Annotated in this window: 12 protein-coding genes; 9 read left to right on the top strand and 3 right to left on the bottom strand. The window is 55.5% G+C overall.

From position 1 onward, the window contains the following. Nucleotides 1-7 precede the first annotated feature (7 nt). Both otnC and otnK read right to left on the bottom strand, forming a co-directional pair. Nucleotides 8-646, bottom strand: coding sequence for a 3-oxo-tetronate 4-phosphate decarboxylase (otnC, locus tag C3F35_RS03355; protein WP_103792989.1), 639 nt, complete (start codon nucleotides 644-646; stop codon nucleotides 8-10). Further along, on the bottom strand, nucleotides 639-1,898 hold the full coding sequence (gene otnK / locus C3F35_RS03350; protein ID WP_103792988.1) for a 3-oxo-tetronate kinase: 1,260 nt from the start codon (nucleotides 1,896-1,898) through the stop codon (nucleotides 639-641). Before otnK ends, otnC begins: the two co-directional genes overlap by 8 nt. Before the next feature lie 323 nt (nucleotides 1,899-2,221). Here otnK and C3F35_RS03345 point away from each other — a divergent pair, with 323 nt between their 5' ends. From C3F35_RS03345 to C3F35_RS03315, 7 genes are all read left to right on the top strand, one after another. Continuing rightward, nucleotides 2,222-3,292, top strand: a complete 1,071-nt coding sequence (locus C3F35_RS03345; protein ID WP_103792987.1) for an isocitrate/isopropylmalate dehydrogenase family protein — start codon at nucleotides 2,222-2,224, stop codon at nucleotides 3,290-3,292. A gap of 51 nt (nucleotides 3,293-3,343) precedes the next feature. Further along, nucleotides 3,344-3,997, top strand: coding sequence for an arylsulfatase (locus tag C3F35_RS03340; protein WP_103792986.1), 654 nt, complete (start codon nucleotides 3,344-3,346; stop codon nucleotides 3,995-3,997). A 52-nt stretch (nucleotides 3,998-4,049) separates the two neighbouring features. After that, a complete protein-coding gene (locus C3F35_RS03335; protein WP_225317097.1) occupies nucleotides 4,050-4,886 on the top strand; it encodes an amidohydrolase family protein in 837 nt (278 codons plus the stop codon). 14 nt (nucleotides 4,887-4,900) lie between these two features. Further along, the gene (locus C3F35_RS03330; RefSeq protein WP_103792984.1) at nucleotides 4,901-6,280 is read left to right on the top strand and encodes an MFS transporter; all 1,380 of its coding nucleotides are present in this window, start codon (nucleotides 4,901-4,903) and stop codon (nucleotides 6,278-6,280) included. Beyond that, nucleotides 6,267-6,944 carry a transporter substrate-binding domain-containing protein gene (locus C3F35_RS03325; RefSeq protein ID WP_103792983.1) on the top strand — a complete coding sequence of 226 codons (678 nt, stop codon included), beginning with the start codon at nucleotides 6,267-6,269 and terminating at the stop codon, nucleotides 6,942-6,944. The genes C3F35_RS03330 and C3F35_RS03325 overlap by 14 nt, the downstream gene beginning before the upstream one ends. 124 nt (nucleotides 6,945-7,068) lie before the next feature. Next, the gene (locus C3F35_RS03320) at nucleotides 7,069-9,717 is read left to right on the top strand and encodes an aconitate hydratase (RefSeq protein ID WP_103792982.1); all 2,649 of its coding nucleotides are present in this window, start codon (nucleotides 7,069-7,071) and stop codon (nucleotides 9,715-9,717) included. A gap of 2 nt (nucleotides 9,718-9,719) precedes the next feature. After that, on the top strand, nucleotides 9,720-10,670 hold the full coding sequence (locus tag C3F35_RS03315) for a LysR substrate-binding domain-containing protein (RefSeq protein ID WP_103792981.1): 951 nt from the start codon (nucleotides 9,720-9,722) through the stop codon (nucleotides 10,668-10,670). Here the strand turns inward: C3F35_RS03315 and C3F35_RS03310 are convergent. Next, nucleotides 10,629-11,720 (bottom strand): lactonase family protein, encoded by a 1,092-nt coding sequence (locus C3F35_RS03310; protein WP_103792980.1) that lies wholly within the window; start codon nucleotides 11,718-11,720, stop codon nucleotides 10,629-10,631. The two genes, C3F35_RS03315 and C3F35_RS03310, sit on opposite strands and share 42 nt — an antisense overlap. Before the next feature lie 309 nt (nucleotides 11,721-12,029). Here C3F35_RS03310 and phbB point away from each other — a divergent pair, with 309 nt between their 5' ends. Then, on the top strand, nucleotides 12,030-12,773 hold the full coding sequence (gene phbB / locus C3F35_RS03305) for an acetoacetyl-CoA reductase (protein ID WP_103792979.1): 744 nt from the start codon (nucleotides 12,030-12,032) through the stop codon (nucleotides 12,771-12,773). 73 nt (nucleotides 12,774-12,846) lie between these two features. Continuing rightward, nucleotides 12,847-14,184, top strand: coding sequence for a CitMHS family transporter (locus C3F35_RS03300; protein ID WP_103792978.1), 1,338 nt, complete (start codon nucleotides 12,847-12,849; stop codon nucleotides 14,182-14,184). Nucleotides 14,185-14,206 lie beyond the last annotated feature (22 nt).

The following is a 14,206-nucleotide window of genomic DNA, read 5'->3' as shown; positions in this document are numbered from 1 at the left end:
TTATTATTTACTTCATATTAAATGTGGCGTTGAGTTCGTCGACATTTTCCTGCGTCAGGGTATTCATACCAAAAGGCTTAAGCATGAAGTAGAGTTTAGCCGTTTCCTCTAATTCCTCGGCATTAAATACCGCCTCACGGATATCTTTGCCCGAAATAATAGGGCCATGATTGGCCAGAAGAATGGAGTTATGTTCCGCCGCCAGTTTTTCAACATGCTCCGCAATCAGCGGTGAACCTGGACGAATATAAGGCACAACGGGAAGTTTACCCACGCGCATTACGTAATAGGGGGTAATCGGGGGTAGGGCATTTTCAGGATCGATACCCGGCAGGCACGACAGGGCGGTTAGCCAGGGAGAGTGCAGGTGAACGATGCCGCCGCATTGCGGGCGCTGGCGGTACATGGCGAGATGCATCAGCACCTCTTTTGAAGCTTTCTGCCCGGACAGGAGCTCACCCTGCATGGTGACTTTACTCAGCGCGTCCGCATCAAGATCGCCAAAGCTTGAGTTAGTTGGTGTCGCCAGAATATTGCCGTCCGGAAGCTTCAGACTGATATTACCCGCGCCGCCGCTGCTGTATCCGCGTTCAAACATGGAACGTGCATAGCGAACCATATCCTCTCTAAACTGTTTTTCACTCATGATAATGTTCCTGTGCTTTCTGGAAGAAATCCTGGCTACCAAAGTTCCCGGATTTGAGAATGACCCACTGCTGTTTGTTGAGAACCTGGGTCCAGGGCACGCCCGGCGCGACCGGCTCGCCAATGACCATCCCCTCAATGTTTAAACCCTGCGTTACCGCGCCGGAGGTTTCGCCTCCCGCGACAATAAACTTATTAAAACCTGCCCGGGTCAGCGACCTGGCCAGCGAAGAGAAGAAGGTCTCGATCCGGTCGCTGATGTATTCAGCGCCGTAGTGCTTCTGAATCAGCTCGATGATTTGCGGTGGCTGGGTGGCATAAACCATCGGCGCCAGGTGATCACTGGCGTGGGCGATCACCCATTGCGACACAAACTCCAGGTATGCGGGATCCTTAATGATTTTTTCCACGTCCAGCGCCAGCGAGGAGGCGCGCTGCTGATAGAAATCTACCTGTTGATTGGTCATAGCCGAGCAGCTGCCTGAGAGCACGACGCTGGCCCCGCGGGCATCAATGTGCATGGCCTGTTTTCCGGACAGCGCGCGGTGTTCGTCCAGAGCGGCGATGGCGTAACCCAGTCCGGCGGCACCGGTCACCAGCGGGAAGTTCGCCGTAACCCGGGCGACAGTCAAAAGATCCTGATTATCAAGTACGTCGAAGATGAAATAACGGGCCTTGTTCGCCAGTTGTGTTTCAATCTCACGCGATAGCTCGTCCGGATGGTTTTTCACTTTATCGAGATTAATCATCCCGCACAGCCCCATCGACTGTGCCTCCATTAGCTTTTTCAGGGAAGAGTGCTTCATCGGCGTGACGGGATGGTGCTCCATGCCGCTTTCATTAAGCAGTTCCCCCTTAACGAACAGATGACCATGCACAATGGTGCGGCCATTATCCGGAACCGCCGGGCAGACGAGGGTTGCAGAGGTATTAAGAAACTTCATCAGCGCATCGGTCACCGGACCGATGTTGCCCTGAGCAGTCGAGTCAAAGGTTGAGCAATACTTAAAAAGCTGCCGCTGGCATCCCTGGGCCTGCAGCCACGCCGAAGCCGATAACGACAGCTCCACTGCCTCGTTGACCGGGATGGAACGACTTTTAAGCGCAATCACAATGGCGTCGGTATCCTGCGCGTCGAATGCTTCCGAAGGCACGCCATTAAAAAGCACCACTTTCCAGCCTGCGTTGACCATAAAACTGGCAATGTCGGTGGCCCCGGTAAAGTCATCGGCGATAACGCCTAACTTAGTCATGTTCACTCCTCACAAACCCGTTGATGCCGTTATACTGCTTTTATGTATCTATAAATGCAAATGTGCGTCATGTTAAAACGTGGTTAAGATCACATTTTTGCCGCTAATTAAATAACTCAGCCTACTATTGCCTGCATAGCGTTGAGCAAGCGGTTTCAGGCGATTTATGACGTAAAAATTGGGTGTTCGCAAGTGCATGAAAGGTAAACAAAATGCTAAATCCAAAAAGATTTATCAGATAAATGTGATTGTCATCACCTTACGGCATATGCATTTATTGATATAAAAATGCAATCGAAAGCAAACAACCTATTGGAGTTTTTATGCGCATTCTGGTTCTTCCATGTGACGGTATCGGTCCTGAAATCACCTCAGCAGCAGTAACGGTGCTGAATTCACTGGATAAAGCCTTCGGCCTGGGTTTTGAGTTTGATTACGAAGACGTGGGCTTTAAGAGCCTCGAAAAATATGGCACCACGCTTCGTCAGGAGTCTTTAGACAAAGCGAAAACCTATGATGGCATCATCCTCGGCACTCAGTCCCATGCAGACTATCCCGTTCCTGAAAAGGGTGGCCGCAACGTATCAGCGGGCTTCCGTATCGGTCTGGATCTTTATGCGAACGTGCGTCCGGCACGCACGCGTCCGTTCCTCACGTCGAACATGAAAGAGGGCAAAACCATGGATCTGGTGATCATGCGTGAGGCCACGGAAGGTTTTTATCCGGATCGTAATATGACCCGCGGCTGGGGAGAGGTAATGCCGAGTCCGGACATGGCGCTATCAACCCGCAAAATCACCCGCCATTGCTCCGAGCGTATTGCGCGAAAAGCCTTTGAGCTGGCGATGCAGCGTAAGAAAAAAGTGACGGCTATCCACAAAGCCAACAGTTTCCATATGACGGATGGTCTGTTCCTCGAAGCTGTGCGCGCCGTGGCAAAAGAGTTCCCGGAAGTGCAGCTGGACGACCTGCTGGTGGATGCTTCCACCGCGCACCTGGTGCGTAACCCGGAACGCTTCGACGTGCTGGTGGCTACCAATTTCTACGGCGATATCATCAGCGATCTGGCAAGTGAACTCTCCGGCAGCCTGGGCCTGGCTGGCTCCATCATGGCCAGTGACACCCACTGTTGTGCCCAGGCACAGCACGGTTCCGCGCCGGATATCCAGAATCAGGACAAAGCCAACCCGGTCTCGATGATCCTCTCTGCGGCGATGATGCTGGCCTGGTATGCCGAAAAGCATAACCAGCCGAAATTCCTGAAAGCGGCCGATGAAATCAACCGTGCGGTGGATGAAGTGCTGGAGAACCCGGCTACCCGCACTCCGGATCTGGGCGGCACCTGCGGCACTAAGGCATTTGCGGAAAAAGTGGCAGCGGCTATTCGCTCCTGAGTTGGGGTTGTGGCTGCCCGAATCCGGGCAGCCTGTTATCTGGAGAGAGCCATGAGCCAACGTATCGTCCTGATCCACGCCACCCCGCTGGCTGTGGCCCCGATCAATGACACTTTTAAACTGCTGTGGCCGGAAGTTGAAGTCAGCAATCTGCTGGACGGCGCCCTAAGCGTGGATCGCGCGAAAGAGGCCACGCTTACCCCGCGTCTGTATCAGCGTATCGATGCCTTAGTGGACTATGCCCTCAGCATTGATGCCGCCGCGGTGCTGTTTACCTGTTCGGCCTTCGGTGCCGCTATAGAGGCCAGCGCGCAAGGTAAAACCTTACCTGTGCTCAAGCCTAATGAAGCCATGTTCGAGGATGCGCTGGGAAAAGGGCGCAATATCGTCATGCTCGCCACCTTTGGGCCTGCCGTGAAAGGAATGGAGGAGGAGTTCAGGGAGCTGGCTGCGGCGCGTCAGGTTGATGCCACGCTGACCAGCTACGTGGTGCCGGGCGCCCGTGATGCCCTGAATGCCGGTAACGCCCACCTGCATAACCAGCTGATTGTCGAAGCGGCCATGCAGCACCAGCACGCCGACGCCATTCTGCTGGCGCATTTCTCGATGGAGATCGCTTACCCGCAGGTCAGTTCCGCCGTCTCCTGCGCGGTGTTAAGTAGCCCGCAATCCGCGGTAAATAAGTTAAAGCGGGTGATGAATTAACGTGCTGCGTGAGAAACCAGGGGCAGAGTGTAAATACAGCCATGTGGCGTCTGTGCCCGAAGTCGTATTACCCGCGAATAGTTGTGACTGTCACCATCATATTTTTGACCGGCGTTTTCCCTATGCGCCGGACGATAAGCGCAATTTACCCGATGCCACTGTCAGTGATTATCGCGTGTTTAAACACTGGCTGGGATTTACGCGTCACGTGCTGGTTCAGCCTTCCTCGTACGGTGCGGATAACCGCTGTTTGATCGATGCGCTGCAGTCTTTTGGCCCGGTGGCGCGCGGCGAAGCCGTGGTCACCGATACCGTCAGCGACGCTGAGCTGGACAGCCTCGCGGCAGCGGGGGTGACCGGGATCCGCTTCAATTTTGGCGCGGGCAGTATCACCACGAAAGAGATGCTGCTACCGCTGGCATCCCGGGTGGCTGAACGTGGATGGCATGTGCAGATCCATGCCACTGCTGACCAGTTGTGGGCCCTGCGCGCCTTGTTGAAACAGATCCCCGGCAGGCTGGTCGTCGACCATTTCTTTCGACTGCCGCAGCCGGAACCGATGTCCCATGCCGCCTGGCAACTCGCCTGGGACTTAATAGGGACAGGGCGCTGCTGGGTAAAATTGTCAGCCCTTTACCATCAGTCGCAACGGGATGATGTGTCTGATATGGCTGGTGTGATGAAAGGTTTTTTGCATGAAGCCACCGAACGCGTGCTGTGGGGAAGCGACTGGCCGCACCCAAACCTTATTAGCGCAAATAAGAACATGCCAGATGATGCCCTGATTCTCTCCAGGATCTTTCACTGGGCAAGTAATGACCGGGTCCGGCAGAGATTATTTGTCGATAACCCGTCTGAACTCTATGGATTTAACTCTTCGTCTTCATGATAAGGCTGAAAAGAATGACAACTCCTGACTCTGCTCCAACAAAAAAGAGACCCACACATTATCGCTATATGATTTTGCTGATGGTGTTCTTCAGTATCGCCTTAAACCACGGCGATCGCGCCACGTTCTCCATAGCCGGAACCGATATGGTCAAAGCCGCTGGCCTGGACATTGTGGCGCTGGGTTATCTGATTTCCACCTTTACCTGGGCGTACGTGCTTGGGCAGTATCCGGGCGGCTGGTTACTCGATCGTTTTGGGTCAAAAAGGGTGCTGGTTACCGGGGTCTTTACGTGGTCACTTTTTGTCTTTCTGGTGGGGTTCAGCACCTCTTTTGACAACGTCTGGGTTACCCGCGTCATGATTTTCGGGTTTATTTTTATGATGGGGTTGATTGAAGCACCGACCCTGCCTGCTAACTCGCGCTTTCTTGCCGCCTGGTTCCCGGCGCGCGAACGCGGCAAAGCGTCCGGCTTTACTACGGCCGCGCAGTACTTCGCGCTGGTGGTCTTTTTACCCCTAATGGGATGGTTCTCCTACAGCTACGGTTGGGAATCGGTGTTCTGGTTTATGGGCGGGCTGGGGATCCTGGTCTCTCTCCTGATGCACAAGGTGCTTGCCGATACCCCGAAGGTCCATCCGCTGGTCAACAGTGAAGAGCTGGATTACATCCAGTCGGGCGGCGGCCTGACCAACCTGAAGGCCAGCAAAAAGGGCGATACTGCGGGCAAGGGCTACACCCGAAAATTACTGACCAACCGGCTGGCGCTTGGGGTCTATATGGGGCAGTTCTTCTTTACCGTGCTCTCGTACTTCTTCCTGACCTGGTTCCCGGTCTATCTGGTTCACGATCGCGGGATGACCATTCTGAAAGCCGGTTTCGTCGCCTCGTTACCTGCGCTGTGCGGCTGCGCCGGGGCGCTGCTGGGGGGCGTGCTGTCCGATTATATGCTTTCCCGTGGCTTTAGCCTCTCCGCGGCCCGCAAAACGCCGATTGTGATTGGTATGCTGCTGGCCGTTAGTATGGTGATTTGCAACTATGTCGACTCTGCCTGGATTGTGGTGGCGATTATGTCTCTGGCCTTCTTCGGCAAAGGATTCGGGGCGATGGGATGGTGCGTGGTATCCGACTTCTCCCCGAAAGAGGCGATCGGCTTAAGCGGCGGGCTGTTTAATATGATTGGTAATATCTCGGGGATATTCACGCCGATTATCATTGCCTACATTATTAAAGACACCGGCTCATTTAACGGCGCGCTGATTTTCGTTGGGGTCTGCGCTTTCCTGAATTTGTGCTGTTATTTATTCGTCGCCGGTAAAATCCAGCGTCTGAGTTTTGACACCAGCCAGCATGATCACAACCGTCTTCCGGAGGAACCCCATGTCACGCAGTGAACCCTTACGTTTCGCCATCAATCTGGGCAACGCCGTACTGGCGAAAGCGTTGCCAGACGGCAGTCCGGGCGGCATTACCGTGGAACTGGCGCATAAAATCGCGGCGGAATGGGGCAGAGAGGCGCAGTTTGAAACCTATCCGACTGCCGGAAAGGTGGTGGATGACGCACAGAAGGGGCTTTGGGATATCGCGTTCCTGGCGGTCGATCCCCAGCGTGAAGAGGTGCTGCACTTTACCCAGCCCTATATTCAAATCCAGGGAACTGTTCTGGTTAACGACAGCAGCCCCTGGCAGAGCGTGGCGCAGATGGACAACATTGGAGTGGTGATTAATGTCGGTAAAGGGGCGGCCTACGACCTTCATCTTACCCGGCAGCTAAAAAACGCCACGCTGAATCGGCTCGCCTCATCTCAGGCCGCTATCGATGCGTTTCTGAATGGCGAAGGGGATATGGCTGCCGGTATTCGCCAGCCTCTGGAGCGTGCAGCCGCAGAACATCCCGGATACCGGGTGCTGCCGGACAATTTTGGGCAGATAAACCAGGCTATCTGCGTTCCGCGGGGTAATGAAAAACGCTACCATGATCTCGTTGCGCTCCTGACCCGATGGCAGGCAGACGGCAGCGTACAGCAGATTATTGACAGAGAATTAGCCGTTTCGTGACTCCCCTCTTAGCGTTCTCGATAAGAGAACGCTATCTTATCAAAAGTTCAATTTTCACCCCATCCCGGGCATGGCAACGTTATCCACTCAGGAACATAACAATACTGCTGTGACGGAAGGTTCTATGACATCACCCCTGGCTCTCGAACGTTCAGAACTGATGATTGATCATCAGCACTATCATTTTGTGGATCTCACACGGCTGCTGCCCCTGGAGCAGTTGCAGACCCTGCCTTTCAGCCTGCGCGTGCTGCTGGAAAACGTCGCCCTGCGTTCTCCGCACGCACTGCCGCGGTTTTTGCTGATGCTGGCCGGAGCGGCGGACAAAGGCGAGGTGGAGTTCTTTCCCGATCGGCTGATGTTCCATGACACTACCTGTCTGCCAGCGCTGGCTGATTTCGCGGCGATGCGCGATCTCACCACCGAGTTGGGCGGTGACGCCACGGCGATTAACCCGCGCATTCCGGCGGTGCTGACCATCGATCACTCGGTAATAGTCGAAAGCTATGCCACCGCCTCGGCGCTGGAAGATAACCTGCAGTTTGATTTTCGCCGCAATGCGGAGCGCTACCGCTTTATCCGCTGGGCTGAAAAGAGTCTGGACAATTTCCGCGTCATCCCGCCGGGCACCGGGATCATCCATCTGATGAACCTTGAGGCCATTGCTGAAGTGGTGACGGTGGATACTACCGCGCCCGTGCCGCTTCTGCATGCGGACTGCATGATTGCTACCGATAGCCATACCCCGATGATCAACGCCCTTGGCATTCTGGGATGGGGCGTAGGCGGGCTTGAAGGGCAGGCTGCGCTGGTGGGGGAGCCCGTCACCCTGAGCTTCCCTGAGGTGATTGGCATTTCGGTATCAGGCGCGCTTTCACCTGACGTCAGCGACAGCGATCTGGCCCTGCATATCACTCGCCTGCTGCGCGAAACCGGCGTGGTCGGTAAATTCGTTGAGTTTACAGGGCCGGCATTAGCCAGCATGTCCGTTGAATCCCGGGCCACTATCGCCAACATGGCCCCGGAATACGGCGCGACGGTAGTGTTCTTTCCATTTGACGAACGCAGCGCGGAATACGTAGCCTTAACCGGGCGTAGCGAAGAGAAACAGGCCTTAATCAGAGCGTACATGCAGGCGCAACACCTGTGGCGCACAACGGATGCGCCGCAGCCTGTATTCAGCCAGCTCATTGCGCTCGATCTCTCCACCATCGAGCCATGCATGGCCGGGCCGGTTAATCCCCATCAACAGATCCCGCTGGGCCAGGCGGCCAGCAGTTTCGACGACACGCTCAGTCCGCAAGCAAGGGAACGCTACTGGATTCGGCCTGAATACCCGGAGCCGATCCATCAGGGTGCCGTAGCCATCGCCGCCATTACCAGCTGCACCACCACCGCTAACCCCTGGCTTATCATTCAGGCGGCACTCTTTGCGCGTAATGCCGCGAAACATGGTCTGAGGCCAAAGCCGTGGGTCAAAACCTCGTTCTCGCCGGGTTCCAGGGCTGTCACCGACTACCTTAGCGCGTCGGGTTTACTGACCGAACTGGAAAAGGTGGGTTTTGATGTCACCGGCTACGGCTGCATGACCTGTATTGGCAGCTCCGGCGCTTTGCAACCGGCCATGGAGGCGCTGGTCAGCGAGGGGCTGCAGGCGGTATGCGTTCTTTCCGGCAACCGTAACTTCCCCCGTCGCGTCAACCCCTCGCTTGGGCACGGTTATCTGACCTCTCCGGCGCTGGTGATTGCCTGGGCACTCGCCGGGCATATCGCCCATGACATGGTAAATGACCCGTTGGGCGTGGACGATGCAGGGCGTCCGCTTACAATGCGCGATTTAATGCCCTCCCGGGAGGAGGTAGAAATGTGGCTCGGCCGGGTAATGAAACCGGAATACTACATAAAACGCCGGGACATTATCTGGCAGGGAACCCCACACTGGCAGCAGATTGAAGCCCCAGGCAGCGTGCATTATCCCTGGGAAGCGACGTCCACCTATTTGCGCCGTCCGGGTTACCTGGAACGCTTACCTCGCGATCCCGCCGCGCCGCTAACCCTCTCTGGCGCGCATCCCTTCCTGTGGTTAGGGGATGATGTCACCACCGACCACATCTCTCCAGCCGGGGCGATCCCGCTCGCGAGTCTGGCGGGGCAGTGGCTGATCGAACATCATGAGGATCCGCAGGACCTGAACTTATACTCGACGCGCCGTAGCAATCACGAAGTGATGGTTCGCGGGGCCTTCACCAATACGGCGCTGGTCAACCGCCTGCTTCCTGCAGCGCAGCGCAGCGGCGGCGGCAAAGCCTGGGATGCGCAGCATCAGCAGATCCTGCCGGCGTATGAAGCGGCACAAAGCTGGCTCCGGCGTGAGACGCCGCTGGTGATCTTTGCCGGGGAGCGTTATGGCGCAGGCTCCAGCAGGGACTGGGCCGCCAAAGCTCAGGCGCTGCTGGGCGTTAAAGCGGTGGTGGCGCACAGTTTTGAACGTATCCATCGTACCAACCTGATCGGGATGGGGATTTTGCCTTTGCATATCTCTCCCGAGGATGCGGCGGATTTACCAGAAATGGATGGGCGCGAGGAGATTGACGTTGACGGGCTGGATAATGTACAGACGGGCTGCACGCCTCTGAGGATGCGTATCCGGCGCGGCACGGCGCTGCTGGGCGAATTCAGGCTGACGCTGAGCCTCGATTCGCAGCAGGAGCTGCGTTATCTCCGGCACGGGGGCATTCTGCCTTATGTTATTCAGCAAACACTGCAGCTCTAATTATGGATACAACGATGCGCTTTGATCTGGTTTCTTTATCTCTCTTCGTGGCGGTCGCGGAGACGCAAAATCTCACCCATGCAGCCCGCAGGAAGCATACGGCAGTATCTGCGGTCAGCAAGCGTATTGCCGAGCTGGAGCAGCAGGTGGGCACCCAACTGATGCTGCGTCTGCCGAGGGGCATCACCCTGACCCCAGCGGGTCATTCACTGCTCTATCATGCGCGTCAGGTGTTCCGCAATCTTGAAAAAATGGAAGAGGAGCTGAGTGACTATGCCGCGGGTATCCGCGGCCATATCCGTATTTACACTATCTCTGCGGCGCTGATGAATCATTTGCCGCGGGTGGTGAGCGACTATCTGTCGCTCTATCCGCAGACCGACATTGAGATTGAAGAACAAACCGGGATGAGCGTGGTTCAGGGGTTACTGGCAGGAGAAGCCGACGTCGGCTTTTTCTCCAGCTGGACGCCCGCGGCAGGGATTGCGTTCTGGCCCTGGCAGCACGATCTGCTGTCGGTGCTGGTGTGGCCCACTCACCCCCTGGCCGCGCGCAGCCAGCTTACCTTTGCCGATATCGTGAATGAGAAATTGATTGGTTCGCACCGCAACAGCGCCGTAAGTCATATTCTGGAGCGGCAGGCGCGCGCCCTGGGTAAAACCCTGAACGTGGGGCTACGTGTCAGCAGCTTTATCTCGATGGCCGAGCTGGTTGCACAGCAGCTGGGGATTGCCGTGCTGCCGGTGAATGAAGTGGCATCATCGACCCTGCACAGTGGTGTCAGGGTCATTCCGTTGGCGGAGCCCTGGGCGAAACGGGATCTGCTCGTCGGCGTCCGGGACTACGGGCAGGCTTCTCCCTCGGTGAAAACGCTTATCGGCAGCCTGCTACCGACCGAGCAGGCTGCGGGCTCAGACAAAACAGATGCAGGTTGGGCTGGCGGAGGGAATTGAAATCGCTGTTGCTGATAGCATTCCTGTTTCCGCGTCGACATCGAATACCTGAATGGTGTCGGAATCTTCATTCGCGCTAAAGAAACGTGCGCCATCGGGTGAAAGGGTGGTGAAACGGGGTGTTTTTCCGCCGCAGGGAACCCATCCCATGAGCGTCAGCGAGCCATCCTGCTGATTAATGCTGAACACGGCGATGGAGTCATGTCCCCGATTAGCGGCATAGACAAAACGCCCGGACGGGTGCACCTCTATCTCACTGGCATCGCTGCGGCTCGTGTAGCCCGCAGGTAGCGCGCTGAGGGTTTGCTGGAGTGAGAAAGTGCCCTTTTCCCGATCGAGATGATATACCGTGACGGTGCTGCTCAGCTCGCTAATGCCGTACAGCCACTTCCCGCTGGGATGAAAATCGACGTGACGCGGCCAGCTGCCTTCCGGAAGTTGAATCTCATCCGCCAGGCATGAGCGGGTCTGCTCCCAGTGATAAAGGCGGATCATATCGATGCCGTTACCGGCCTTTCGGCCCTGAACCGGCACGGCAAAAAGAGTGCTTCCCGGGGCAAAAACAATTTCATGCGGGCGCGACAGCGTGGCATGCGCGGCGGTATGGCCTTCGATAGCGGCAAGATGTACTGGTGGCTCCAGACCCTGGTCGCTGACGGGCAGGGCGGCAATATTGCCCCCTTCGTGGTTAGCGATGAGCAGGGTATTGCCGTCGGGAGTGAGGGCGGCCCCGACCGGATTATTCCTGCGGGCGGGATCCAGATCTGGATTACTGTGTCGGGGGCCGGTGGTTTGATCCTGATACAGACTCAGCAGGCCTGTGTCAGGATCGCGGTTAAACACCGCAACGCGGTCGCCGTCGCCGTGTAAAACGTAGAGCCGGTTACGCGGCAGATCGAGCGTCAGCCACGAAGGGTTATCCTGCACCGAAGCAATGCATTGTAATAGCTCCCAATGACCTGAATTCTCAATCCGGTACACGCTGATTCCCTTACCACGCGCACCGCGCCATGCCGAAGTCCGGCAGCCAACATAAGCATAGGTTGTCATGATTACTCCTGTTATTTTGCATTTTTTATATTATAAATGCAGATGCTATGTTGTGATGCTTATCTCAATTCTCCTTACCTTATCCCTCTCCTCCTGGCTTTAAGTGCATTTCACCGATGTTCATGGGAGTGAAAAGCAAAAGCGCAGATTTTGAGTTTTCGCTTAAATTGCATTTGATTAACTTTAAATGCATAAATTGAACGATCCTGCTCACATTTCCAACAAGGTCAGGTTGCGGAATCATAATGCCCCCCGCTTAATGTTAATAAGAAGTGAGCGAATGTTAATAAACTGCAACGGGAGAGGGGTATGACCCAACGTATCGCGTATGTCACATCGGGAATGGGTAGTCTTGGTACGGCTATTTGTCGTCGGTTAGCGCAGGATGGCTTTATTGTCGTGGCCGGTTGCGGACCCAATTCAAAAAGGAAGGACGTCTGGCTGGAAGATAACAGGAAGTTAGGTTTCGATTTTATCGCCTCTGAGGGAAACGTTGCAGACTGGGATTCAACGGTAAAAGCCTTCGAAAAGATCCGCGCCGAGGTGGGTGAGGTGGATGTGCTGATTAATAATTCCGGGACCGCGCGTAATGTCCTGTTCCGCGAAATGCAGCCCCAGGAGTGGCGGGCGGTTATTGACACTAACATGAACTCCTTATTTAACGTAACGCGTCAGGTGGTGGATAGCATGATGGCGCGCGGTTGGGGCCGCATTATTAATATCTCCTCCCTTAATGCGCAGATTGGCACCGTCGGGCAGGTTAACTACTCCACCGCAAAATATGCCGTGCGTGGTTTTACACGCGCCCTGGCGCGCGAGGTTTCGGCGCGCGGCGTGACGGTGAATACCGTCTCTCCCGGCTATTTGGCCACCAGTAAGCTGAAGACAGTCACCCCCGTTCAGGTCATCGATAAAATTGTTCAGGAGATACCGGTCAGGCGTCTGGGATGGCCAAAAGAGATCGCCTCCATTTGCGCCTGGCTGGCTTCCGATGAAGCAGGTTATGCCACCGGGGCCAATTTCTCCGTCAATGGCGGTATGCACATGAGTTAATCGCTTCTCCCAAACATTTAATAACGTACATTCCTTCATTACGCAGTTAGCAATATCTGCGTCGGAGACTCTTATGCTCTCGTTACTGGGTTACGGCATGATTGTGGTCTTTATGATCCTTATCATGACCAAAAAATTATCCGCTCTGACCGCCCTGACTATTATTCCCATTCTGTTTGCGCTTATTGCCGGTTTCGGTGGTGAGATGGGCGATATGATGATTGAGGGATTAAAGAAGGTCGCGCCCACCGCGATTATGGTTATTTTCGCGATCCTCTATTTTTGTACCATGTTCGACACCGGTTTGTTCGACCCGATAATACGTTTCTTCCTGCGCATTATTGATGGTGACCCGGTTAAAGCGGTGATGTGTACGGCGCTACTGGCGGCGATGGTCTCCCTCGACGGCGACGGTTCAACCACCTACATGATCTGCGTTACGGCAATGCTTCCGCTGTTTAAACGTATTCGTCTCGACCCGCTTGCCCTGACCTGTGTGGTGTTCCTTTCCGGGAGTGTAACCAACCTGCTGCCATGGGGCGGCCCGCTGGCGCGCGTTTCGGCGTCGTTAAAGGTGGAGTCGAGTGAGCTGTTTATACCGTTGATCCCCTCGATGATCTGCGGCCTGGTGGGGGTACTGGTGCTCTCCTGGTATATCGGCATCCGCGAACGTCGTCGTTTGGGCAAACTGAGTATTCAAACCAATGGGCATGGCTCGGTGATTGAAGAAGATGCCGAGAGCTATCTGCCTGCCATCAATGAAGTCAATGATGAGCTGCGTCGGCCAAAAATGTTCTGGTTAAATGCAGCGCTGACGCTGGCGCTGATGGCTTCGCTGGTGATGGAGCTTCTCCCGCTTTCGGTGCTGTTTATGGTGGCGTTTGCCATCGCGCTGTTGATTAACTATCCGCATCTGGATGCGCAGCGTCAGCGTATTGCGGCACATGCGCCCGCCGCGCTGAACCAGACCTCGATTTTCCTCGCGGCCGGGATCTTCGCAGGAATTTTGTCGGGGACGGGGATGGTTAACGCCATGTCCAACACGCTGCTGGACATCCTGCCGCAGTCCTGGGGGCCTTATCTGGCGCCGATTACCGCGCTCATCAGCCTGCCGGGCACGTTCTTTATGTCCAACGATGCCTTCTATTATGGCGTGCTACCCGTTCTGGCTGAGGCGGCAAAAGCCTATGGCATCGATCCGGTTGAGATTGGCCGGGCATCGCTGGTGGGGCAACCGGTACATTTGTTAAGTCCACTTGTGGCCTCAACCTATTTGCTGGTGGGGCTGGCAGGGGTAGAGTTCAGCGACCATCAAAAATACACCTTCAAGTGGGCATTCCTGCTTTGCATGGTCTTCCTGGGATCGGGCTTACTGCTGGGGCTTTATCCCCTCTATTCTGTCGCCAGTTAATCGAAAATCGGCTCACGATGTG

The sequence above is a fragment of the Leclercia sp. LSNIH3 genome (genome assembly GCF_002935105.1).
GTDB lineage: Bacteria > Pseudomonadota > Gammaproteobacteria > Enterobacterales > Enterobacteriaceae > Enterobacter > Enterobacter adecarboxylatus.
Note: the sequence above shows the minus strand (reverse complement) of the source record. Positions and strands in the feature narration are given on the sequence as shown.